Genomic DNA, 23568 nt, shown 5'->3' with positions numbered 1-23568 from the left:
GTTAGACACAGGCTTATAATCATGCTACTATGTGTTGCCAATTTTCGAGTCCGGCATCATGCTGGTTTTATGAGTTTAAAACCCTGTTCCAGTCGGTTTTCACTTTTTCCCAGGCAAAAGCTTCTACTTTGTTGCGGGCATTTTCGGTAAGGGATCGTGCTTTTTCAGAATGTTTTATGAGGTTATCAATTTCAGCAGCCATAGTTTTAGCATTATTAACCGGCACCAGGACTCCGTCGGAATCATTTTTAATCAGCACCGGCATCCCGCCCACATTAGTGGAAATAACGGCCAGTCCCAGGCTCATTGCTTCAATCACACTAATTGGCGTATTATCTATATTGGTGGTATTGATAAAGAAATCGTAGTTTTTTGAAAGTTTCGCCCAGTCTTTTTTCTTTAGCTTTCCCGTAAATTTGAGGTTAAGCTCATGTTTTTTAGCAAACTTTTTACAGGTTTTCATGGTACCGTCTTTATCGGGTCCAACCATGCAAAGTTCAGCATCGGGATAATCCTTTTTTAGCAATAAAAGCACTTCCAAAGCCATTACCGGATTGTAGCGTCTTTGAAATCGTCTTACCCATAACAATTTCGGCTGAAAATTCTCCCGCTTTTTAAACGGATAATTCTCCATCTGAATCGCATTCGGAATAATCCGGGTGTTATGAAAACCTTCTGCCTGAAAAATTTTATATAAAAATTCAGAAGGCGCTATATTGACTTTTGCCTTTCCGAAGAGGCTTTGACTATATTTTTTGGTAGCGCTTAAACGTTCCGGCAGGTTGCCGCCATGGAGAATAGGAATGTATTCTACCTTATAGGCCTGGCAGGTTTTTGCCACCAGGTAGGCATAGTAGAAATTCATAGCCCCATACGTATCGATAAGAACAATATCGGTGGTTTTATGATAACGCACAATAAGCCCGAGCATCTCGATTAAGCGTAGGGCTTTATTGCTTCGGGTAGAAGCTGTCTTTACCTTATAACCTTCCTTGCGCAACATTTTGCTAAAAAAAGAGATATAGGTAGCCGTAAAGCTGTTAATCTGTAAGTCGTTTCCTATGTACAGGAGGCTTTTTGTCATCTACTATATATAATAAGGCCAGTCCATAAACGAAAGCCGGGAGGGCAATTCGCATAGCCGAATGATTTATGGTTAAAAACCAAAATGCTAAGAACGCCAAAAAATAATAATTGTTCTTAAACTTTGTCCAGAAAATTATGGGCACTAAGATAAGGATGAATAATGAAACTAAACCAAGTAGCCCATGTTCAGAAAGCAAACGACTAATTTCATTATGGCTAGCGATTTCTAAACCCATATTTTCCTGCCTGTATTCTTTGCCCTTACCAACCCCAATACCTATAACCGGATGATGTATAAAGGCCTCTAATTCGGTAGTAAACAATTCCACCCTTCCTGTAGTGATATCTTCCTTTAATCTTCCCGCTGCATCCTGATTATTATATCTGTTACTTAATAGACCTCCGGTTTGAATAAGAGAAAAAAACCATATTCCAAGACTGGCAATCCCTAAAAGAATAATTTTAAAATTTAGTTTTGTCTGTGCTTTTGGTCCCTGTTTATAATAGTAAATGATTATAAAAGCTATTACACATACTACTGCTGTATAAACTCCTCCCCGGGAAAAAGTTATTAAAGCCCTATAACCTATCATCCCTAATAAAACCAAATCTATAACATTGATAAACTTATGTTTAATGGTAAATAATCTTGTAGCCACCAAAAAAACTCCCATCCCCATAACCGTTGAAATTTGATTTGGCCCATACCCAGCTGTAGCTGAATAGTTTCCCTGTAAATTAATTTTTACATCATTCATACTGGGGGTAAAGAGGTATAAAAAAAACATCTGAGCCAGCAATGGCAGGAGAAGCATCAAGATCACCCTTTGAAAATCTTCTTTTGCTATCTTTTTATAATAACAGTAAAGTGCCGAGACACCCAAGGCGACTGGACCACTAAGATTAAATGCAATTTGTTTTCGGAATTCAGCTTCATAACTCATAGTTATAGAAGCTACAACAATGCCAGGGATAAGGATAAGAAGATAAGTCCAGTATGGTACCGTACGATTAGAAGTGCCTTTAAAAAACATACCTATCACCAGGAAAATTATCACCATATATTTCCCGGTTTCATAGAAAACCATTCCTCCGGTTTGTCTAAAAAAAACTTCGGCACCGGCTATATATGCCGCGGCCATTAAGGCTTCATTATTGCGATTTTCTTTAATTATGATGAGGAAAGTAAAATATATCAGTACCCCTAACAAAATAAACTGGGAAGCCGGGCGATAAAGATAAATAGCCAACGCTATTCCAAAATGAATGAGAAGCAATTCAATATAATTAAATCTATATTTTTTACTTGTGGCCATACTCCTTCTCTCCTCTTACATTAAAATAAAATTCTATCAATTCTGGTAAAACCGCGGCGCGGGTGTAATTATTTTTTATATGTGACTGTAAAGCCAAAGCGTCATCTTTCCTTTTTTGTGGATTGGTATAATACTCACTAATAGCCTTTTCTAATTCTCCCACTTTTCCCGGAGTAACCAATAATCCCCTGTTTTTTAGGATTTGAGAACATTCCCCAACATTAGTAGCTACCACAGGCAGGCCAGACAGGCCATATTCCAGTACACTTAGCGGTAATGCTTCCCAATCGGAAGACAAAACAGCTAAATCGGCATTATTTAAATAAGGCATTACTCTGGTGATTCCGGATATTATCTCCACTCTATTGCTAAGTGAATTATTTTTAATAAATCTCTTAAGCTCTGCAGAATACTTATCATTATAGTCCTTTCCTATTAATTGAAGGTAAACATTGGGTTTCTTTTTTGAAAAATCCCTAAAGGCCTTAAGTAGATTCAGATGATTTTTCGGTTTTCTTAAATTCGCCACATTTACGATCAGAAATTTTTGACTATGCTTATCTTTACTTTTAAAAGATACCCTATTCTTATCAACTATAAAATTTGGAAGTTTAATTATGTTCTGACATTTTAGTTTCCTCAATGCCCATTTCTGTAGTTCATCAGTTAATACTAAAACCCCGTCAAAATATGCCGAAGAATGTATTAACGCAAAATTTTTGCTTTTATTCTTAAGCCTATTTCCATAATGATCGTGCCAAACCAGTTTTATTTTTAAACCCGATATCTTCAACAATACTCCCCAAAACCAGGAAGTTCCATGCGCATGTACCAGATCTATCTGTTCTTTTTTTATAAAAGATCTCAATTTATTAAGGGCTCGAAAGTCTAAACTATGTTTTTTGTTTAAAAAACAATACCCTACCTTCTCATTCAATTCTTCTTTTAACATTCCTTCATATCGGGTGCAGCATAGATATGATGCCTCTACTTCTCCCAACAGTGAATTCGCCAGGTTTATGGCCATTCGTTCGGCTCCGCCGGGGTTTAAACTATCGACCAATTGGATAATTCGTAAATTTTTCTTTTGGTAATTGATCACTTTTACTTCTTTGATTAGTTTCCCGTTTAAAGTTTAACGTTCAATGTGATAACGTACTGCAAATAACGTTGAACATTGAACCTTGAACATTTTTATTTCTTATTTTAGTTCCCCGTTTCTTTTGTTCCCCGTTTAACGTTTAATGTTTAACGTGCTGTCGAACTGCAAAAAACGTTAAACGTTGAACCTTGAACATCTTTATTTCTTAAATTTTGATCCTTTATATTGCGATCGATTTAAAAATGAAATGAAAGAAGTAATTTTGGCGATTTCCTTTTCACATTTTTCAGATAAATTTTTAAGCTCTTTTTCTGATATAAGGTTTTTATCCTTTGCCCGATACAACTGCGATTTTAGCTCGGCACAGGAACCACGGGAATAACTTAGAAAATTACGGAATTCCAAATTTCCTCCCCTTCCAAATCCTTCCGCGATATTATCCATAATAGACCCCGAACTACTATCCATTTGATCCTTTAGCTTATATCGTTTTCCGAGTGTCGTATTTAAAAAAAGCTCTTCGATATCACTACAAATTTCCCTTCCAAGTTGCCAAACCTCCAAATCCTCAAAATGCTCAACCTTAGCCATAACCAATTTTTTATAATCACACTAAATTTATAAAATTAAACCATCCCACACCTTATATCCTAAAAGGTAGCTAATTCATTTTACAGGGTGGTATTGAAAAAATTTTTCCCGCTTTACCCCAACCCTAAAGGGAGGCTGGAAAAAATAAATCTATACAAACCTTCAACCAAGAACGGGACAGTTGAACCCTCTTCAGCTAAGGCGTGAGAACATTCTGAATCGCCATTTCAAACCTCTCCAAAGTATATTCCTGACTCCATTCCTGCGCGGCACTGGACATTTCCTCTAGTCTTACGGGATTTTTCAAAAGGCTAACTATTCTTTTAATATCTGTTTCAGAAAAACCGTCAGTTCGAGTGTCCCGACGGGAGTCGGGATGTATCGAGAACAGGTTTTTCTGAGATTCATCATTCAGTAAAATACCTCCCTCCTCTTTATTCTCTTCTCTCTTCTCTTTTTTCTCTTTTCTTTTTTCTGCATCAGCGAATATTATTCCACGGCTTCCATTTCCCAACATCCACGGCACACAGCTTACAGCCGTAGCCACCGGAATACAGCCATACCACATACCTTCAGCAATCGTTTTTGGCCAGCCCTCACTTTTTGAGAGCAGAATCACAAAATGGGCTTTTTTATAGGCTTCTTTTAATTCTTCCAGGCCTTTTCGGCCTTTTAGCATTACGAACTTTTGTAAGTCTTTCTTTTGAATAAAATTATTAAGGTCATCTTTTAAAAGTCCATCTCCATAGATCTCAAGTTCTGAATTCACTCTTTTGCTATTAAGAGCTTCGATAAGTTTGATAGCTTTAAAAACTCCTTTCCCCTCCACCAGGTTTCCGGTGAAAATAAATTTGTATGGAGGTTTAAAATCTTTCAGAATCCCTTCTTTTTCTACTTCTGAAAAGCTTGCGGTAAAAAATGGCAATATATTAGCTGACTGCTTCGGCCAGTCCCCGTATGCCAAAACTTTTATATTTCGACTGAGGAAAGTATTGCTTAATATTTTCTTCTGAAGTTTATAGGTCCATGGCTGCTTAGCTTTGGGATCCCAGTTTCCAGCATATTTTACGGTTTTGGTTTTCTTCGGAAAAAAAATCTGGGCTATCGTCGCCAGTAAACCTATATTCCCCGGACACCTTAAATGTAAATGATCTGCCCTGCGCATCGCACCCAAAATCCTAAAAAATATAACCGGAATCTTTATAAAAGAATCTAAAACTGCCGGTAAATTCAGTAGATGGAAAGACGGAATCTTAGTAAAAGTAATACAAGGGTGCTCATAAAACTCCCCTTTTTCCCTCATCTCCTTTTCCCCAATTCTTCCCTCTTCCAAAGGAGCAACCACCTCAATTTTTTGGGCATACTTAATCCACAAATTCATCTCCCGCACATAAGGGCTGTAGGCATAAAATCTGCCTTCCTGTTGGTGGTGGATCACGTGGGTAAATACTGCGAATCGCATCACTAAGATTTTTTTTGCATTAAAAGACTTAAATGCATGCAATCGAACATTTTCTCATCCTCTTTTAGCGATTTTTCCCAGTCATCCCTGTGCCATGCTTTAGCCTTTTGCAATCTCTTCTCTTCAGAAATCGGAATAAAACTGATAAATGCGCTCCATTTAGCCTTACCCAGTACCGCCCTGCGTTCTTTTATCTCAAAGGCTTCTGCGAACTTATAATAAGTTTTTTCGGAAAAAGGCCATTCCCAGGCTTTATCACTTTGAAAGGGTCGATAGATGCTTCTGATAAATTTTATAGGTAGACTGGTTTGCAGGGGATCGTGACTTACGATCTCCCCGCCCTCATTCAGTTTCTCCTGAAGCTTTACTATAAGCTCATCCACATCCTTAAAATGATGTAAGACACCATAGGCGTATATCAAATCAAAATCCTTTTCCCTGAACTCCTCTGAAAGGAAGTCCACAACCTCTGCCCTTGCTCCGGAGATTTTCTCCAGTCTCCGGCTCAGATCGTTAATACCCTTTGGGCTTAAGTCTATTCCCAGGTATTCTCTAGCATTTTGTGCCAGATAAAAACTCAGGGAGTTCCCCGCATAACAGCCCAGGTCGAGTACTTTCTTTTTGGAAAGGTCTCCGAACCAGTTTTTATGAAGCTCGTAAATATCCCGCTCAACCCCAATGTTTTTTTTAATGCGGTTTAAAGCCCCATTTCTGAAATAAGACCACAGCCGGGTAGCAACATTTTTTTGCTTGGTGTCGTAGAATTCTTTCTGCCTCGCATTTACAAGTTTACGTTTTTCAGACTCCATGTGTGGGCTTATTTAGCAGCAGGCTCCACCATCCGGCAATCCTGCCAAGACTTTCGGTAAATGCCTCATTTCGTTTTTGCGTTGTGAACACATTTACTAGTCGCACTAAAGTTAATAAAAATGCAATGCCATGCCACTTTAACCTCGCCTTTAAATCGGGACGGGGATATTTAACACGCCAAACATACCAACCGTTCCTTATCACCATTTTGCCATATTTAAATTTATTGGGCCTCCCGGACTGTTCGTGGTGATGCTCCACCCGGGCAGCGGTGTTAACATATAACTGCCCCTGCCGGGATGTGCGTAAACAGAAATCCATGTCCTCATAAAGTCCGTAACCCTCAAAATATTCAGAAAAACCTATGTTTTGAAACAAGCCTTTTCGGTAAGAAGCCACCCCACCCATAAAGAATTCCACCGGGTATGTTTTCCCCGAAGGGGGTAAAAAGCCGATGGAAAGCCCGTTAGAAAATTCAGGCATTACTCCCGGTGCCCGGTCGCTTAATAGCCCCAGCCTTTTCCGAAGTAGGTTCCTACTGCCCAGGTTTCGAAAATAACCATCCATCTTAAATTCTTCAAAGGACGGTGTATTATCACTCTCTTTCCAGGTCACTTCATTGGTTATATAACCACCAACCCCTATGGCATCGGGATAAGTGCAATAAGTAGAGATTAGCTTTTCAAAATAATCTGGCTCCAAAATGATATCATCATCCAGGAAACAGATAGTTTCAACATCTTTCGCAGTTTTACTAATCCCGTAATTCCGCTGACGGGTGAGTCCCCTATCCTGCTCGGTTACCTTAAAGTATTCAAGATTTTGGAATTTTCTCTGGTTTACAGATTCCCTGGTCGCAGAATCTACAGAACCATCTATTATTAATATTTGATGTGGATACAGGCTTTGTTGTGCCACCGAATTTAATAAATTAAGTAGAGCCTTAGGACGCTGATAGGTACATACTATAAGACTAAAAGTCATGAGGATGATCTTGATTCTTGATTCTTTTCTCTCTCTCTTCTTTATTCTCTCTTCTCCGATCCACTCTATCTTTCACCACACTATTTCGCATCAACCTATCTGCCCACTCCTCGCTTCTTCGCCAACGTTTCCTCATAGTTTTAAGGTATTTAATAGGATTCCTTATTTGCTGTCTAGAGTAATACCTGAGGAAAAGCTCATTCTTATAACTTTTCAATTGCTCCGCAGTATAGTATTTCTTTGCGTAGACCAATAAAGTGGGGGAAGGTTTCGGTTTGTCCTTCTCCCAGGGAGGCAAGCTTAAATCCCTAAATCCACCCCGGGGAGCCTTTAAATGCAGAATGTCAATATGAGGATGATAGATTATATCACAACCATTATTGCGAAGCTGCATCCCGTAATCCTGATCTTCCCCAAAACCATATTCAAAGACCTCATCGAAACTCAAATGTTTACAGTAATTGGCATTTACTATACTGGTTCCCGAACCAAAGCTACCCCATTGTTTAGTTTTAGGGAAAACAGTTTTTTCTCCTTCCTGCTTACAGTTAATATTAAGGCAATCTGCGCCCAGTTTCTTTAATTCTTCCAGGCTTTTTTGCAGCAGATCTGCTTCAAATCTTATATCATCGTCGGCAAAAAATATCCACCCTGCTGTCACTCCTTCCAAAGCAATATTTCTTGCATTACAGGCTCCGGTCTTATGGGTAAAATGATGCACTATTTTAAAAGGCCAGGATTGTGTCTGTAGTTCAGGGAGATCACTTTGAGATTCGGAATCAGGGTTCTGTTCCACTATTATCACCCTTTTTGGTAACAAGCTCTGTACTTTTAGATCTTCCAGCACCTGCAGCAGATACGGTTTCCGTCCTAGCGTGGGAATAATCACATCTATGGAATTACCCGGGTTTCCGGCGCTATTCGATTGCAATTCTATTCCGGAAAGGTCTATATTCTTCTTAAAATATTTTTTCCGAAAAAGGGCAGTAATAAAGGCTACAATTGGAAATTCCTTCTCATATCTCAAAAAACACCAGAACAGCAACCAGAGCCGTATGCTTTTATAATGTGCGTAAACAAAAGAGAACAATTCCTCTTTTGAAGCTGCGATTTTTATCCCTTCCCCATTGTCAGGCTGAGCTTGCCTGGAAGGCAATGGTCGAAGCCCTTCCTTATTCCCACTTTTTACTAGATCAGGCTGGGCTTCCCCTGAAAGCAACAGTCCAAGAATGTCAGGCTGAGTAGCCTGTCCTGAGCGTAAGTCGAAGGAAAGCCCCCCCTCCCTTACAAGTCCCGGTACTGAATAACAAAACAGCCCGTTCTGCTGACCCAATTTTGCAATTGAATTAAGCAAAAAGCCAAAATTCCTGATTACCCCAAACATCTCCTGGAACTGAAACAAGACCCTGCCTTTTATACCGCCAACATCTGTACTCATTCTCCAGGTAGGATATTTTACTTCACGGTTGACATTTACAAATGGTAGTTGGTCAATATATCCTATGGTTTTAGGCAAATAATCTGTCTTTAATGCGTAAGAAGCCATAATTAGATCATGATGAAAAACCTGATTCCAGTAATCCAGATTCATATCACTTTCAAATTGCTCTTCGCACCAGGCAATGATCTCATCAGGATATTCTTCAGCCAGTTTCCAGAAAACCCGGCATAGATTAGTTTCCTTCACCTTCAGCTCATCCCCTTTGTAGCTAACGCGGACAAGCTTTTTAGCATGTTGATGAATGATGAGGATCATGGAAGTATTTTGGGTTTAAACAAATGTAAATAAATTAGAGATTAGTCGGTAGTTTTTAGTTGTTAGTCTTTAGTTTCTGGCCACTCAAGACCTTGAGACGAGAATTGATGTTTTGGTAGTCCTAGATTGGGAATTGGTTAATACGGGATTGGAGATTGGTTCTTGGTTTATTGATAATTATTTTAAAAAGCGGAGTCACACTGAGCCGCTGACGAAGGAAGCGATGGTCGAAGTGCTTGGTAGTAAGCAGCCACTATGTAAGCAGTTTAGAAAATCCTTTTCCATATTCGTCTTTATTAATTAAATTGAAGTATGTAACTATATTATGTATACATAGTTGAATGTAGCGATGCTAGCTATTACACAGGTATAACCAACAATCTAAATAGAAGGTTATCCGAACATAATTCCGGTTCAGATCAAAAATCATATACCTATACCAGAAGACCAGTAGTATTAAAATGGTTTGAAGAATTTACGGATCCGAATTATGCAATAATGCTAGAGAAGCAGATAAAAGGTTGGAGTAGAAGGAAAAAACAGGCCTTGATTAATGAAGAATGGGATGACTTAATTAAATTTTCACGCAATTATAGCAGGTTTGGAAAGACCGATAAAAAGTCGAAAGAATAAGCAGAAGTTTTAAATAAGGGCTTCGACCATCAGTAAAACCGTCCTCCCGGCCGGTTATACTGGCTCAGCCTGACAATGTTGGTTATTCATAAATATTCTTTTAAAACGCGCTGTAACACTGAGGAGGCGGCGGTAGCAGACGATGCGCCTGCCCTGAGCACAGCTTTAGCGGAGTCGAAGAGCTTGCCCTGAGCTTAGTCGAAGGGATCGAAGTGTTAGGTAGTACTGAGGTAGTGCCATTTAAACTTCTAAGTGCTTCGACTTTCCTCCCTCTGGTCGGGCTCAGCATGACAGTGTTCAAAGTCGACCAACTAAACAACATCTTCCTCCTTCAAAAACTCCCACTGCTTTTTATCTCTTTTCAACACCTTACCAAGCACCTCTTCAAAGTGGGAAGCTTCAATCCCATAGCCTTTAGGTTTTTTTGCTTCCAGATCCTCGAAAGTCAGTTTATGGCCGGCGGGAAGATCTTTATTTATTGCCAGGGATTTTTCAAAGATATTCTTTAGTTCACTAAAGCGTGAGTTATCAGATTTATCAACGGGATTTAGAAGGGAGGTTTCAATGCTTTTTACCGCCTGCACCAGGTTTTTTATCTCAGCGATCTCCAGGGAAGAAGTAGCATCGGGACCGAAGCTGCGGCGGTCGAAAACCGCGTGAAATTCCAGGATCTCAGCACCCAGAGCAGTGGCGGCAATGCAAGTCTCAAGCCGGGCGGAATGATCGGAATAACCCACCGGCACAAGGTACCGATCTTTAAGCTGCTTAATCACATTTAATCCGTAGTCTTCCGGCCTTGTGGGATAGGCTGTGGTACATTGTAAAATTGAAAACTCCACTTTGCGTTTTTTTAGAAACTCTGTCGTTTTATCCAGTTCCTCCAAAGAACTCATCCCGGAAGAAAGGATCACCGGCTTACCGGTCTTTGCTATTTTTTCCAGTAATAGAAAGTTACTCACTTCTCCAGAACCTACTTTATAGCGATTTACCCCAACTTCTTCAAGCAGATCAACGGCAGCATTGCTAAAAGGAGAAGCCAGGAATTCCACCCCTTTTTTATCACATCTTTGCTTTAAGAGTTTCCATTGTTCCAGACTGAATTCCATCCGCTTCCAGTAATCGAAACGCGTTTTGTCCTGCTCGCTAAATTTCACCCGGAAAGTTTCATGCTCGCTGCTTTCGGCCTCTGCTATATGCACCTGGAATTTCACAGCATCCACCCCGGTTTCGGCCAGGGCCTCTACATAAGATAAAGCCAAACCCAGACTTCCTTCGTGTGCCTGACCAATCTCGGCAATTAAAAACATATTTTCTATATTTTATTTGAGTACTACATTTATCTTTCCTCAGCCTTGTCGGCAGTCAGACTTCGGAGCATGTCCTGTTTTCACAACAGGAGGGCTTTTACAGCTTTAAAACCACATTAATAGATCCGGCCGTCAATTCTTCATCAGTAAAGTTCTTAAAATCTTCGTGAATTGGCACAGAGCTGAACCTCTTAAATGTATCAGCACCGGGTTTATCGTATTCCACATGTAAGAGCTCCAGCCCCGCAGCCTTAAATATAGCCAAATATTGCGGAAGTCTCAGGCGGTTATGATAATCGAATTTGGTTTGTTTCCCTTTCCATTCAGCTTCACTGTATTGTAAAAAGTCTTGCAGACTCAAATTCTTATCCACATAAGCGCGATGATCGCTTGGGGAAATAAGGTGCACGATTAGGCTGCCGGGCTTCAATTCTCTTTTGAATTTTTCATGCATCAGAGCAAGATCATCCGGCTTTACGTGCTCCAACACAAAGCGGGAAAACACCAGCTCTGCTTCCGGTAAATCGGCATTAATCAAATCAGTATTTGGATAATACGTGATTTTTTTTGGCAACCGGTATGGATTTGTTGAATCCTGAGTTACCCTTATCCCATATTCCGATTGAAAGACTTCATTCAATCTGCTGATTTTATTCTTACTAAAATGCCGGTTGAGATCGAAGGTGGAGATTGATTTCGCTTTCCCCCGGTAAAGCATGAAATATGGCATTATTGGTACCCAACCTGAACCGATCTCTAAAATATTCTTTCCCTCTATGGATAAGTCTTTTTGCTGTAATAATCTTTTTAAAACTTCAAAGCTTTGCTCGTTGGTTTTTACGCGCTGTGACATATTTTCCCCGTTTATCGTGTCCTGAATTTTATGATAAAAATAAAAACCCTGTTTTTCAGGGAGCAGATCTAAGATGAGGAATAGGCGTTCTTTAAGTCTTAATTTCAAGGACATATCAAATTAATTTTTGTAAGATATAAATCCTTAGCTTAAGATTTATGCCACTAAAGATTAACTCTACTTCATTTTCTGAAATGATATTTCAATTTAGTTTTCATTTTTTCCTTACCCCACCATAATAATTGCTTGGAATCAGGGTTCACAAAAATAATCTTCAAACCTCCCTGCCAATGCCCCAGAGGAAAAGGGCTATAGGAGGCATTTTTTTTGTTACTGATCGAGTGAACATACTTATGACCGGGAAAATACTTTCTTAGCAATTCCTGCTGGGGTATCCTGTCCCCTTCTATAACGATAATTCCCCGATCCATAACCAGCTGTTGAATTTTTTCAAGGTCTGGGTCTTTTCCGTCGATTATGATCAGGTCAAATTTTCTTTGAGGCACTTTAACAAGTTTAGAAAACACTCCTAATTTCCTGTAATCTGCACCAAGGTTCGTCTTTAGGGCGTCCAGGCAAAATTTATTATGCTCGGTTCCCGAATATTCCAGATATGAATTAGTCGAAAGCAGGCTGCCGGCGATAGCTCCGATCCCCAAACCTACTTCAAGGACATTTTCAGTCCCAAATTTTTCTATTATTTCCTGTAACTTTAGAATGGCATATTCACTGGCGATATGCTGATTGCCCTCGGCATTACAAAACTCTTTATATTCAGATAAAATTTGCTCCTGTTTATTCATAATTTAATACCCAGGATAATTTGCTTTTTCACACTTTCAACCTTATAGATATAAGCTTTATCCCGGTAAAAGGATATAAGGTGTAAAAGCACAAGATCATTTACTTCCTTTAAACTATAATAAACAGGCACTTTTTTTTTAAAAAGTTTTTTGGCAAGAAATTTCTTAGAATTTTGGAACGGATCGGGTTCAATTACAACTTTTAAAACTTTATTCTTTAAAGCAGGCAACTGTCCGTAGAGGAAATCATCCACCTGTCTTTTTTCGGTTTGAATTCTGAAATTTACAGATGTATTTTCCAGTTCGATCTCATCTGTTTCTGACATGATTTCTCCCCATTTCCTGATATTTGTTTCCCTGATCTTATTTTCGATTGTAAATTTAAGATGTTGATGATTTAACTGGACTATCCCGTTAATTTGAAGATTTTCAGTCAGCTTTTTAGATTCTTTGCTTCTATAAGATGGGTGCCATTGATGTAGCATTAAAATTTCTTTATCATAATATTCAACCGGGTAACCAGCATTTTTCAAACGGATGTGCATATCGGTATCTTCTGCACCCCAGAAATGATAAAACTCATTGAAGCCTCTTAACTCCTGTAAAACCTTAACCGGAAACATACTTAATCCGGTAGCCTCTGAGGTACTATTTCGGTAATTAGTAAATTCATTATATTTCTTTCCTTCCACTCCTTCCTCCGGACTTAAAAATCCAACCTGAAAATAAACCGTTGTTTCAGGTTGCTGAAGTTTCACGGCGTTTTTAACAAAATCGGGATGAAAGATCATATCCACATCGGCTACAAAACAAAAATCGGAGGTAAGGTTTTTTATCACTGAATTCAATGCCCTGCTTTTATTCCAGGGTTGAAATCTTGTTGGATGATAATTATAATTTGCAAAACTAAAGTTTGAGCAAAGTTCTTTAGCTTTAATGGCCTTTTCAGGTTCGGATCCATAGTCAACGAACAGCACTGTGAAATTTTTCACAGCCTGCATTTGTAGAGAATTCAAGGATCTTTTCACGCGTTCTAATTCCCGATTTCTATACGGATAAATAATCGATAGTGAATTCTTCATTTAAACTTCTATTTTTTTCTTTTTCCATAAATCCAACTATCCATAATTTCATTACCGCTTTCTTTTCGGTAAATTTCGAAATTATTTGTCATTAAAAATTTTGACACTTTCGATCTTATTCTATAATTTCCATTAGAAAAAAGGAAATCGTGACATGAAATTGCTACATTCTCTATAATTTGGATAGAATTTTTCATCCCGTCTATAATATCAAATTCTGCACCTTCTATATTTACCTTTAGGAAATGAATTTGGGAAATTTGATTTTCACTAACAAACCTGTCTAATGTATAGCTAGGGATTTCTACTCCCTTAGAATTATTGTTAATTTGACTTATCCTGTAATTTTCTTGTTCCTCAATCCATAGTACGCCATTGATGCCTGAGAGGGCAATGTTATAGTTATATACATTATCATAACCGTTTTTTTTACTTAAAAGTTCTAATTTATTATAGCATTTGGGACTTGCTTCAATCCCGTAAAATTTTCCCATACCTTGTATAAGTTCTACAAAATAATTTAATTCTGTTCCTATACCTGCACCAACATCTACAATTGTATCACCTTCTTTAGGCTTGTAATGGCAACAAAATATATCTTCATAAACCGAATCCATTTTTTTTCTATGGAAATCAAAATACGGAGTTTCCACGGCAAAGAGAAATTTGTTTCCGGCTTTCAGCCAGTATAAGTTTTCCTTCGAATCATACTCAACACTATTATTCTTACTTATTAATTTGGCACTTAAATTCGTTAAGAAAAGTCGAAATCTATCGTTGGGGAAATGTTTGTAAATCCTTTGAATTACACGACTAATGATTTTCTTTTGAAACTTATTCATTTCCTACCAAATTTAACTTTTAAAAACTTTCTCAGAGCTTTTTTTCTGAGATTAATAAACGCTTTGCAAGTATAGAGCACAACAGAAAAAGCATTAAAACTCTTTGTGTTCTTTAAGTATTCAATAAGTTCAATATCTAAAGGCGATTTAGAATTTTTCTCCAGGATGTCACCAATATAACTATTTTTAGCTTTTTGGTATTCTCTAAGGTTAAAGACGTTACTGTAAAAGTCTAGTTTACCCAATAGATCAAGGGTTAGTTGAGTACGTAGGCATTTATAACACCTTGAACAATTAATAAAAGTTTTATTCTCATTAGGTTCTGTGCAGACATTTAAATAATTATAGGTTTCTGTATATTGAGAAATAAGCTTGGTTCTTTCTACTCTTGAATACTGAGATACGGAGGAATAAAAATTAGTGGATTCTGTAGAAAGAAAACTAAGGTATAATAAATCTGAATCACTCGTATCAGCGAAATTTAAGCGAAAGTGGTCTAACCTGTATGCAGATGCATAGTAATAGTTCTTAAAAAGTTTTTGTAAGTGTAGAGCGCATGAAATATTTCTAAAACTATGAGCTTCTTGAAAGTTCATTTTTAAAATTTCACTTAAATTTGAATCCACATCGATTATTTCTTTACCTACTTTTTCAGAAAATTCCTTTACTGACTTCAGGCGACGATGAAATAATTTTCGGGAATTCTCTCCACCAAAATCTCCGTGTGAACCAACATTAAAAAAGGTGAAGTATTCTATTTTATAAGCTCCTTTTTCATTTATGTGATCAAAATATGTAGCAAAGGAGTCTATTCCACATGAAAGACCGGTCCCTGCGATATTACCCACGTTTAAATCTTCTTCATTTAAATCTTCTGTAAAAATTCGGATCTTTGAAAAATTAGGATTTGCTAAGCACAAAGCTGGAATAAGATAATGATTCAAACTGTAATTCAATCTGGCCGATAACGCTCCCTTGAGATAAATATCTTCTCCTTTTTTTAATCCGAGAGTTAAGATAGCGACAAGAAATGCATCTAAATTTTCAGTTACTAAAAAATTTTTAAGCTTCAAAGGAAATTTATACCATAATGAAAAAGGGCTTCCACTAACAATAATTTCAGAAGTGATAAATACACAATTCTTTTCTTCACGTAAGGATGGCAATTCCACTTGAATCATAATCTGTTCTCTATCAGCTGATATTTTTTAATAACATCGTTCTTAACTCTCTCCCTTTCTAATTTCGGTTTAATATTTTCTAAATTATAATTAACAGCACTAATCAATTCCTGTTGCAGGTTGACAGCTTTAATTATCTGCATTTTAATTTCTTCACTGTCTTCAGGATTAGATATAAGAAAACCATTAACTCCTTCATTTATAATTTCTTCTGATGCCCCCCCGGGATTTGATTGTATCGGAAAAGCACCCATTATTATTGCTTCAAGCAAAGTATTTGGCAAACCATCAGAAATATTATTTCCGATATAGATTTTTGCCAGTCCCATTAATTTGAGTACTTCCAAATGCGAAATATTGAGCAGCATTTTGAAATTGCTCCAGTGATTAAGTTCAGTTTTTTTCACAAAATCACTAACCTCTTTTGTTGCCCCAAAAACAATAATATTATACTTTTTTAGATCATTACGTAATGGTATTATTGATCTTAGAACTGAATTGCACCGCCCTAATTTACCCTGATAACCTTTAATTAGGATAGTGGTTCTCTCTTCTATTGGTGTTATATATGGATCATATATATCAAATTCATATCCTCCTCCTGTAGGAAATGTACCTAAATATGTTCCCTTGAATCCGAATTCTTTAGCAACATAAAAATCTCTTAAACAATCAGCAAACATGTAATCAATTTCAGGAAGTGTTTTTTTTATTTTCTCCAGATCTTGCTTGTTTTGTTGTCGATAATACAAATCATTCCCCCAGGCAGAATACACCCATTTAATCTCCGGAAATTTCCTCATTGTTTCAATAAGTGGCGTAGTGGCAGATTGCATTATGAAACTATGAACTACGTCCGGGTTAATTTCATTAATAATTTTTTCAACAGTAGTCGATAGATCACGCTGATTTATTTTAATAATTAGGTTGTGAACCCCTGGTAGGTTTTGTTTAATAAAATATTTTCCCGGATACTTAACCTTATTACGCCAGCCAATAATTTGATTTACAAAGTCAATTTTTTTTACTTTAGTATTAGAATCGAAAACATCTACCCAATAAATCTCATAATTCGATTTTTTCAGTTGCTCTGTCCACCTAAAAAAATGATTAGAGAACATTGAAATCATTAAAATTTTCATTTTTTGTTCTATAAATTAGCTACGGTTTCTTTTAAATGCTCCAAAGACAAATAATCAACCAAATCAGGTTTCTTCAAATAAAGTTTATCAGGTTCATCTAACCAGGTATTGTAAAGAGTTTCCAGATTTCTTGCGACTCCCTCTATGTCATCTATCTCAGTCCAGTATTTATAGTTTTCTCCTAAAATTCTTTTGCTTTCACTATAATAAGGCCCTAATAACAAAATTGGTCTTTTAGCCTGCACACAGTGCGGAAACTTTCCGGGCAAAAACGGACTAATAGGTCCATTTGCTTCCAGAATAACATTTACAGAAGTGTTTTTCTGCAATAATTGCGTACTATCAAAGGAAATATAGTCTTCACTTACATAGATTTCAGGATGTTGTTCACTTATTTTCTCAAGTTCCTTTGAATAATGGTTTTTATTTCCAATCAATAGCAATTTTGCATTCTCCCTTGCTCCGGGAGTTTCTTTTAAAAATTGTAAAAACCCCTTAATTAGTCCCATCGGGTCACGGCCCCATAATAATGTGCCCGCGTGAAGAATATTGAATTTTTCAGGCCTGAAAAATTCTGGCAGGGATGCATTCGAAGTATATTCCTCATCAATTTGATGGGGAATAATTATCCTTTTACCCTTCAATGGCCTGTAATAACCTTCCATCCACTCGGCAAGCAGTTTACTTGGATAAGCCACATATTTTGCTTTCCTGGCTACTTTTAAAAAGAAGTCCCTTTTCTGCTGATGACCAGACTCTACGTAATCATAGGGACGGGGGTAACAGGCAAAAGGATATGGATCGTGTATATATGCCATCCATCTGGAATGCCATTTCGGAATTTTTAAAAGAGCATGATGAGGCCTGAAACTGGCGCCTTTACTCAGTGTCAATACCAGGTCGGGATCAAAATCTGATATTTTATTTAATCCGGCTGCAATGCTATTACTGTCATTAAAAAATGTAAATGAAAATCCGAACTGGTTTTCAATAAATTTATTCGGATTAATTTTTAGCCAGTACCTCATATATCTTTCTAGCCTGCTTAAAAAAAATAAAAGGCCGCGTCTGTTCTCTTTAAGAGAATAACAAGTTATCCCAGGAAGCTTAATATCCTTTCGTGTGTAATGATATACCTGTAGCTCAAAGCCCGCTTTCTGAAGGTTTTTGATAAGAGCTACCCTTCCTTTGGTGCCGCTACTGTCTTCCACATCTATGGATTCAGTAACTACGAGTATTCTTTTAATTGAATTGTTTTCCAAATTGGCCGGGCTTTGCGGTAAAGCTATTACTTTGATTAAAGTTTTGCAACTGATTTCTTTTTAAGTACTAATCAAAGTTTTCAGGTATGTCAAGATGAGCCGCCTTTCTGAACGCAAAGCACTCGAAGAATCGAAGCGCGGTTAAAGCAAGAAATGTCACGCTGAGCCTGTCGAAGCGCTGTCGAAGCGCTACCAAAGTAATACAACTATTACCGAACTACTTTTATATAAAACTTCACCTAAAATTAGATATGGATATAAAAATTTACCAGGAAAGTTTTACTAAAAAAACCGGGCTTCGATCCTTCGGCTAGGCTCAGGTCAGGCTGAATCCTCCCGCTGGTCGGGCTCAGCCTGACACCAAGGATTTGCTTACTGTCACGCTGAGCTTGTCGAAGCGCTGCCGAAGCGTCACCAAAGCGCTACTCCTCCGGTTTACCAAAATCAGTATAATTACGTGAAAATCTAATTAAATCATCCCAGTTTCCATTTATTAAAGCTAACTTTTTTCTCCTGCTCCAACCTTTAATTTGTTTTTCTGCTTGAATCGCTCCATTTACATCAGTAAATGTTTCCCTCCATAGTAGACTCACAGGCCTTCTTGAATAGGTGTAACAACTTTTATCATAACCAGAATTATGCTCTGATAATCTTCTATCTAAATTATTGGTGATTCCTGTATAAAATGATTGATCAGAACACTCAAGAATGTACACGAAATACGTTTTCATAATTAAATTTAAGGAATTTAAAACAAACGGGCTTCGACATCTCCTCCCGCTGGTCGGGCTCAGCCTGACAGTAAAATTGAAACAAACATCCTTTTTTCTCCTCTACAATTATTGTCATGCTGAGCTTGTCGAAGCGCTGTTACAATTTTCTAATTAATCTAAACTGGCAGGCCCTATCAAAGTCCATTTATTCCACAAACAAGGTCTCCAACATCTCCTCCTCACGTCGGCTTCAGCCTGACAGTAATGTTGAAAGAAAGTATACCTTTCTAATATTTTTGAATACAGCTGTCTCGCTGAGCTTGTCGAAGCGCCGCTAGAGCAGTACAATTATCACCTTTAACTACTTTCATATAAAATTTTACTAATAAAACCGGCTTCGACATCTCCTCCCGCTGGTCGGGCTCAGCCTGACAACAAGGGTAAAACATACTTTCTAAAACCTACTGTCACGCTGAGCCTGTCGAAGCGCTGTCCAAACGCTGCCGAAGCGCGTTGTCGAAGCACCCGCGTTCCCCCTTTTTTATTACCTTAGCCCTATGCAACTTGACCTTATCGCCGGGACCCGGCCTAACTTTGTAAAAATCGCGGCTATTATTCACGCCATTGAGAATTATGGAAATGGAATTACATATCGTTTTATTCATACCGGTCAACATTATGACGATACTCTAAGCGGTAATATATTTAAAGACCTGCAACTTCCAGCACCACACTTTAACCTGGGGGTGGGTAGTGGGAGTCAGGCTGAACAAACGGCAGCGATTATGCTGGCCTATGAAAATCTCTTACGGCATGAAAAACCGGACTTATGCCTGGTGGTGGGCGATGTCACTTCCAGCATGGCCTGCGCCATAACCGCTAAAAAAATGGGAATTAAAGTAGCTCATGTGGAAGCCGGGTTACGTTCCTATGACTGGTCAATGCCCGAGGAAGTCAACCGGGTGCTTATCGACAGTATAGCTGATTATTTTTTTACAACTACTTTTGGAGCTTCAAAGAACCTAATTGATTCTGGAAAAGATAAAAATCAGGTTTATTTTGTAGGCAATACAATGATAGATTCGCTCCTGAGATTTCAATCCAAATTTAGAACTACTGAAATCTGGAAAAACCTCAATCTCAAACCGCAACAATATTTGCTCCTTACTCTTCACAGGCCGGGTAATGTAGATGAAGAGAAGCAATTAAAAAACACAATAGATGCTATCATAAAAAACTCCAGAAACCTACCTGTTATTTTTCCGGTTCATCCCCGAACCGCAGTAATTTTAAAAAAACTAAACTTCGAGGCTAATAATCTGTACTTAACTAATTCCCTGGGATACCTGGAATTTAACTACCTCGTTCAAAATGCTAAAGCTGTCCTCACCGACTCCGGTGGGATAACCGAAGAAACAACTGTACTGGGTGTGCCCTGCCTTACTTTAAGAGAAAATACGGAACGTCCCGAAACCGTAAGCCTGGGAACCAATCAAATTGTTGGCACTGATCCTAAAAATATTACTGAAGCCTTAGAAAAGCTTTTTTTAGATAAATGGAAAAAAGGTGAAATGCCAGATTTATGGGAGGGAAAGGCAGGCGAACGAATTATTAAAAACCTCCTCAATTTAAATACAAGCGTTTGACACTTGTTATATAATAAATTAGACCAGATAATTTATTCCTGGTAATACTATAATAAATAGCTCTGCTTTTAATCTGGCGGTGCTTAAATTTCTTTCCTAATTTATCAGTTTGACTTGACCCCTGGCTGATATGAACAATCTTGTATTGTGGAAAAATCATTGAAATCATCTTCGGAAAGTATTTGTAAATTCTAAAAGTTAATTCAGACTCTTCATTGTATAAAAAAAAGCGGGGATCGAAACCTCCAATTTTATCTAGTACTTTTCGTCTGATTAAAAAATCAGCTCCGGAAACATAATCTACTTTATAAGATTTATTATCTATGGGTACAGTACGTTCAGGTAAATTTTCATAAAAATAAGGCTTAAAAAACACTTTATAAAAGGAACCCTTTATGAAGTGTTGAAAACTTGGTAAAAGCCCCGAAGAAATATTATATGAGCCATCAGGTTTTGTAAGTTTAGCGCCGGCAACCGCGACCTTTTGGTATTCCTTTTTCTCCATTTCATACAGAAGGCCATCAATCGCTGGTTCTTCAAGGTAGGTATCTGTATTTAAAAATAAAACATACTTCCCTTTTGCTATTTCAAGACCTTTGTTATTTGCTCTTCCAAAGCCAATATTTTTTTTATTTTGGATTATTCTTACTTCCGGAAATTTTTGTTGGATTTCAGAAACGGAGTTGTCTCTTGATGCATTATCAACCACAATGATTTCAAAACGATATTGAGTCGTATAGCAATATACAGAAGCTATTGAGGATAATGTTAATTCTCTTGTATTAAAATTTACGTATATGATGGAAAGGTCTATCAAATTTTAAGTTTTACGGTAAATTACTTGATTTCTGTGAAGGTTTCAAGTTGTTTCTAATTCTAATATTCTACCCTACTTTTAGCAATTTCTTTTTTAAATTCCTCAAATGACATTAAATTTAAGCTTTCCTTTCTATACTTTTCCAATACTTTATATTCAAAAAAAGGATTTTCAATTCTGGTTGGCTCGCCAATATTTATTTTTTTTGAAATCACTCCAATTCCCCAATCGGAATCAATACAGCAGGAAAAGAGATTCTTATATTGCCTGTATTTAAAAAAAGCTTTCCATGTAGTTCCATTCCAATAACCTTTGGCTGGTGATAATTTATAATCATGGATTTCACTTGCGTGGAAAGTGGACGGCGGGTTACAGTCGTGCAAAACAATAAAACCACCATCCTTTAAAAACTCTAAGGAATTTTTTATATCTCTATCAACCTGATCTGCAAGATGGAGGCCATCAATGAATATAACATCAAATTTTATAGATTTCCTCAAAATATCACCCATTCTGATTTTTTCGAAAAAATCATCACTAGTTAATTTAAAATCTACTGGGTTTGTCTTATTTTCCAAGCCAGGATCCACACCATACTTATTCGAATAACCTATTTTATTGAAATTTTCTTCTGGAAAACGTACTCCTATTTCAAGATATAATGCATTTCTTTTTGAAATACTCATTAAATAATTTATAACATCTGTTCTTGATGGTCTTTTTGTTAATTCTAACCTTATGAGGTCATTCCCCATCTTATGGAAAAGATCATTTTTAACCCGCTTTCCAAATCTATACAGATGTAATATTTCCTTTAATTTTTTTCTCATAATTTCGATCAAATAAGCCCTATACTAACTTTTTTATCTATTATTTGAATTTGATATATAGAAAATTGTTCTACTCCTTGTTTCGCAGCTTCTACCCATTTAGGTATTGGGTTTAAACTTCTTTAGTGTAAGTCTCATTCTTCCCTCATCCCTTTTAACACGCATACACCTTTGAAACATTAGGAATGGTTTTGTCCTCAAAACCAGATATCCTATTTTCCAGCTTTACTTCACCATAATTAACTATTACTGCTCCTTAAATTTTATTTTTTGATTATTTAAAATTGTGAGCTTTGAAGTTTTTCCATCTTTTTTCAACTTTAACACTTGATCTCCTAATAAAAATAAGAAAGAGTCCACCTGTAAATACTTCTAAATAATATATTAATTTTTGGTATTGAACGGTCTTCAGAATTTTAATCCAAATATCAAATGAAATTTTTCGATCATTATTTTTTAAAGCACTAAAAAAAAATTTCATTAAATATTTATAACAATGTTCAATAACTTCAGTATCTCTTAATATGATCCCCCGTTTATAATTTTCCGCCATATTTAGTGATTGGGAGTACACAAAATTCCTTCGAAATTTTTTATTCCTAAATGTTTTCGAATTTAAATGCTGACGATATAAAAACAACAGGTCATTTATTAATATAAAATCTGAATCTGATATTTTAAAAAACAATCTTGAAAAAAGTTCAACCTCTTGTCCTCTTGTAAGGACTTCAGAAAATAATTCATCCTGCTCTAAAAAACTTCTTCTAAATAAAACCGATGGAGTTAAAATACGTTGTTTCCACCTTACATAGTCTTTAAACAATTCCATTTTTTTATTTAATAAAATAGGATCTTTGTTTAATAAAACTGCATTTACATAATACCCTGAACAAATTACCATATTGGATTTATCTGTAAAACTGGAAATTTTCACCTTTAAAAAATCCTCCAACATGATATCATCATCATCAAACCAATTAATATACTCACCTTTGCTCATCTCAAAACCATAATTCCTGCAAGCATTAGCCCCTTTGCGGCAGTTTTTAGGCCGGTAGTGGAATTGAATACGTGAATCTCGGTTACAATAAAACTCCATCAGCTCATCAGTATAATCAGTTGAGCCATCATCCACCACTATACACTCCCAATTCGTATAGTTTTGTGCGAGCACCGAATCTAAGGTTTCTCCAATTAATTGAACCCGATTAAAAGTGGGTATAATGATAGATACAAAGGGCTGCATGAAGGCTGATTTATTCCGCCAATTTAAGATCTTTTGACAGAAAAAGGCATTCGTTTTTAGTAAAAATGCTCCAGCACTTCCAAAAGTTGTTTAATAGTATAAAG

The 23568-nt window shown here is 37.0% G+C and carries 22 protein-coding genes; 2 read left to right on the top strand and 20 right to left on the bottom strand.

The annotated features are described in order from the left end of the window. Nucleotides 1-67 precede the first annotated feature (67 nt). The 8 genes from LB467_RS08695 to LB467_RS08660 form a co-directional block, all read right to left on the bottom strand. Nucleotides 68-1084 carry a glycosyltransferase family 4 protein gene (locus tag LB467_RS08695; protein ID WP_224473650.1) on the bottom strand — a complete coding sequence of 339 codons (1017 nt, stop codon included), beginning with the start codon at nucleotides 1082-1084 and terminating at the stop codon, nucleotides 68-70. Beyond that, nucleotides 1041-2402, bottom strand: coding sequence for an O-antigen ligase family protein (locus LB467_RS08690; protein ID WP_224473649.1), 1362 nt, complete (start codon nucleotides 2400-2402; stop codon nucleotides 1041-1043). Before LB467_RS08690 ends, LB467_RS08695 begins: the two co-directional genes overlap by 44 nt. After that, nucleotides 2389-3504 (bottom strand): glycosyltransferase family 4 protein, encoded by a 1116-nt coding sequence (locus tag LB467_RS08685; protein WP_224473648.1) that lies wholly within the window; start codon nucleotides 3502-3504, stop codon nucleotides 2389-2391. The genes LB467_RS08690 and LB467_RS08685 overlap by 14 nt, the downstream gene beginning before the upstream one ends. 198 nt (nucleotides 3505-3702) lie before the next feature. Continuing rightward, nucleotides 3703-4095 (bottom strand): four helix bundle protein, encoded by a 393-nt coding sequence (locus tag LB467_RS08680; protein ID WP_224473647.1) that lies wholly within the window; start codon nucleotides 4093-4095, stop codon nucleotides 3703-3705. 196 nt (nucleotides 4096-4291) lie between these two features. After that, nucleotides 4292-5557, bottom strand: coding sequence for a glycosyltransferase (locus LB467_RS08675; RefSeq protein WP_224473646.1), 1266 nt, complete (start codon nucleotides 5555-5557; stop codon nucleotides 4292-4294). A gap of 2 nt (nucleotides 5558-5559) precedes the next feature. Beyond that, a complete protein-coding gene (locus LB467_RS08670) occupies nucleotides 5560-6366 on the bottom strand; it encodes a class I SAM-dependent methyltransferase (RefSeq protein ID WP_224473645.1) in 807 nt (268 codons plus the stop codon). Then, entirely contained in the window at nucleotides 6356-7351 is a 996-nt protein-coding gene (locus tag LB467_RS08665; RefSeq protein WP_224473644.1) for a glycosyltransferase family 2 protein, read from the bottom strand. The genes LB467_RS08670 and LB467_RS08665 overlap by 11 nt, the downstream gene beginning before the upstream one ends. Next, entirely contained in the window at nucleotides 7341-9107 is a 1767-nt protein-coding gene (locus LB467_RS08660; RefSeq protein WP_224473643.1) for a glycosyltransferase family 2 protein, read from the bottom strand. The genes LB467_RS08665 and LB467_RS08660 overlap by 11 nt, the downstream gene beginning before the upstream one ends. Nucleotides 9108-9440: 333 nt before the next feature. On the opposite strand from LB467_RS08660, the gene LB467_RS08655 reads away from it, so the two are divergent. After that, nucleotides 9441-9740: a GIY-YIG nuclease family protein gene (locus LB467_RS08655; RefSeq protein WP_224473694.1), complete on the top strand. Its 300-nt coding sequence runs from the start codon at nucleotides 9441-9443 to the stop codon at nucleotides 9738-9740. A gap of 311 nt (nucleotides 9741-10051) precedes the next feature. Here the strand turns inward: LB467_RS08655 and LB467_RS08650 are convergent, their stop codons facing one another. From LB467_RS08650 to LB467_RS08610, 9 genes are all read right to left on the bottom strand, one after another. Next, nucleotides 10052-11047, bottom strand: coding sequence for an N-acetylneuraminate synthase family protein (locus tag LB467_RS08650; protein ID WP_224473642.1), 996 nt, complete (start codon nucleotides 11045-11047; stop codon nucleotides 10052-10054). Between the two features lie 97 nt (nucleotides 11048-11144). After that, nucleotides 11145-12014: a class I SAM-dependent methyltransferase gene (locus LB467_RS08645; protein ID WP_224473641.1), complete on the bottom strand. Its 870-nt coding sequence runs from the start codon at nucleotides 12012-12014 to the stop codon at nucleotides 11145-11147. A gap of 68 nt (nucleotides 12015-12082) precedes the next feature. Then, nucleotides 12083-12703: a hypothetical protein gene (locus tag LB467_RS08640; RefSeq protein WP_224473640.1), complete on the bottom strand. Its 621-nt coding sequence runs from the start codon at nucleotides 12701-12703 to the stop codon at nucleotides 12083-12085. Beyond that, nucleotides 12700-13785, bottom strand: a complete 1086-nt coding sequence (locus tag LB467_RS08635) for a glycosyltransferase family 2 protein (protein ID WP_224473639.1) — start codon at nucleotides 13783-13785, stop codon at nucleotides 12700-12702. Before LB467_RS08635 ends, LB467_RS08640 begins: the two co-directional genes overlap by 4 nt. 8 nt (nucleotides 13786-13793) lie before the next feature. Further along, a complete protein-coding gene (locus LB467_RS08630) occupies nucleotides 13794-14627 on the bottom strand; it encodes an FkbM family methyltransferase (protein WP_224473638.1) in 834 nt (277 codons plus the stop codon). After that, nucleotides 14624-15808: a hypothetical protein gene (locus tag LB467_RS08625; protein ID WP_224473637.1), complete on the bottom strand. Its 1185-nt coding sequence runs from the start codon at nucleotides 15806-15808 to the stop codon at nucleotides 14624-14626. Before LB467_RS08625 ends, LB467_RS08630 begins: the two co-directional genes overlap by 4 nt. Continuing rightward, the gene (locus tag LB467_RS08620; protein WP_224473636.1) at nucleotides 15805-16950 is read right to left on the bottom strand and encodes a glycosyltransferase; all 1146 of its coding nucleotides are present in this window, start codon (nucleotides 16948-16950) and stop codon (nucleotides 15805-15807) included. Before LB467_RS08620 ends, LB467_RS08625 begins: the two co-directional genes overlap by 4 nt. Nucleotides 16951-16958: 8 nt before the next feature. After that, nucleotides 16959-18212 (bottom strand): glycosyltransferase family protein, encoded by a 1254-nt coding sequence (locus LB467_RS08615; protein ID WP_224473635.1) that lies wholly within the window; start codon nucleotides 18210-18212, stop codon nucleotides 16959-16961. A gap of 422 nt (nucleotides 18213-18634) precedes the next feature. Next, complete coding sequence (locus LB467_RS08610; protein ID WP_224473634.1) at nucleotides 18635-18943, bottom strand: GIY-YIG nuclease family protein; 309 nt, start codon at nucleotides 18941-18943, stop codon at nucleotides 18635-18637. A 539-nt stretch (nucleotides 18944-19482) separates the two neighbouring features. Here LB467_RS08610 and wecB point away from each other — a divergent pair. Continuing rightward, nucleotides 19483-20571 (top strand): non-hydrolyzing UDP-N-acetylglucosamine 2-epimerase, encoded by a 1089-nt coding sequence (gene wecB / locus LB467_RS08605; RefSeq protein ID WP_224473633.1) that lies wholly within the window; start codon nucleotides 19483-19485, stop codon nucleotides 20569-20571. Here wecB and LB467_RS08600 read toward each other — a convergent pair. The 3 genes from LB467_RS08600 to LB467_RS08590 form a co-directional block, all read right to left on the bottom strand. Then, nucleotides 20549-21388 carry a glycosyltransferase family 2 protein gene (locus LB467_RS08600; RefSeq protein WP_224473632.1) on the bottom strand — a complete coding sequence of 280 codons (840 nt, stop codon included), beginning with the start codon at nucleotides 21386-21388 and terminating at the stop codon, nucleotides 20549-20551. The genes wecB and LB467_RS08600 overlap by 23 nt on opposite strands. A gap of 59 nt (nucleotides 21389-21447) precedes the next feature. Further along, nucleotides 21448-22218, bottom strand: a complete 771-nt coding sequence (locus LB467_RS08595) for a class I SAM-dependent methyltransferase (RefSeq protein WP_224473631.1) — start codon at nucleotides 22216-22218, stop codon at nucleotides 21448-21450. A gap of 274 nt (nucleotides 22219-22492) precedes the next feature. Continuing rightward, a complete protein-coding gene (locus tag LB467_RS08590) occupies nucleotides 22493-23464 on the bottom strand; it encodes a glycosyltransferase family 2 protein (protein WP_224473630.1) in 972 nt (323 codons plus the stop codon). Nucleotides 23465-23568: the final 104 nt, after the last annotated feature.

The organism is Salegentibacter tibetensis (assembly GCF_020164485.1).
Lineage (GTDB): Bacteria > Bacteroidota > Bacteroidia > Flavobacteriales > Flavobacteriaceae > Salegentibacter > Salegentibacter tibetensis.
This window is presented reverse-complemented; position numbering and strand designations above follow the sequence as displayed.

Excerpts from the sequence above, each read along its gene's own strand:
- LB467_RS08620 (WP_224473636.1), bottom strand. The coding sequence starts at position 16,950 with ATGAAAATTTTAATGATTTCAATGTTCTCTAATCATTTTTTTAGGTGG.
- LB467_RS08595 (WP_224473631.1), bottom strand. The coding sequence starts at position 22,218 with ATGAGAAAAAAATTAAAGGAAATATTACATCTGTATAGATTTGGAAAG.
- LB467_RS08670 (WP_224473645.1), bottom strand. The coding sequence starts at position 6,366 with ATGGAGTCTGAAAAACGTAAACTTGTAAATGCGAGGCAGAAAGAATTC.
- LB467_RS08645 (WP_224473641.1), bottom strand. The coding sequence starts at position 12,014 with ATGTCCTTGAAATTAAGACTTAAAGAACGCCTATTCCTCATCTTAGAT.
- LB467_RS08635 (WP_224473639.1), bottom strand. The coding sequence starts at position 13,785 with ATGAAGAATTCACTATCGATTATTTATCCGTATAGAAATCGGGAATTA.
- LB467_RS08625 (WP_224473637.1), bottom strand. The coding sequence starts at position 15,808 with ATGATTCAAGTGGAATTGCCATCCTTACGTGAAGAAAAGAATTGTGTA.
- LB467_RS08690 (WP_224473649.1), bottom strand. The coding sequence starts at position 2,402 with ATGGCCACAAGTAAAAAATATAGATTTAATTATATTGAATTGCTTCTC.
- LB467_RS08680 (WP_224473647.1), bottom strand. The coding sequence starts at position 4,095 with ATGGCTAAGGTTGAGCATTTTGAGGATTTGGAGGTTTGGCAACTTGGA.
- LB467_RS08610 (WP_224473634.1), bottom strand. The coding sequence starts at position 18,943 with ATGAAAACGTATTTCGTGTACATTCTTGAGTGTTCTGATCAATCATTT.
- LB467_RS08630 (WP_224473638.1), bottom strand. The coding sequence starts at position 14,627 with ATGAATAAGTTTCAAAAGAAAATCATTAGTCGTGTAATTCAAAGGATT.
- LB467_RS08590 (WP_224473630.1), bottom strand. The coding sequence starts at position 23,464 with ATGCAGCCCTTTGTATCTATCATTATACCCACTTTTAATCGGGTTCAA.
- LB467_RS08695 (WP_224473650.1), bottom strand. The coding sequence starts at position 1,084 with ATGACAAAAAGCCTCCTGTACATAGGAAACGACTTACAGATTAACAGC.
- LB467_RS08640 (WP_224473640.1), bottom strand. The coding sequence starts at position 12,703 with ATGAATAAACAGGAGCAAATTTTATCTGAATATAAAGAGTTTTGTAAT.
- LB467_RS08660 (WP_224473643.1), bottom strand. The coding sequence starts at position 9,107 with ATGATCCTCATCATTCATCAACATGCTAAAAAGCTTGTCCGCGTTAGC.
- LB467_RS08665 (WP_224473644.1), bottom strand. The coding sequence starts at position 7,351 with ATGACTTTTAGTCTTATAGTATGTACCTATCAGCGTCCTAAGGCTCTA.
- LB467_RS08675 (WP_224473646.1), bottom strand. The coding sequence starts at position 5,557 with ATGCGATTCGCAGTATTTACCCACGTGATCCACCACCAACAGGAAGGC.
- LB467_RS08650 (WP_224473642.1), bottom strand. The coding sequence starts at position 11,047 with ATGTTTTTAATTGCCGAGATTGGTCAGGCACACGAAGGAAGTCTGGGT.
- wecB (WP_224473633.1), top strand. The coding sequence starts at position 19,483 with ATGCAACTTGACCTTATCGCCGGGACCCGGCCTAACTTTGTAAAAATC.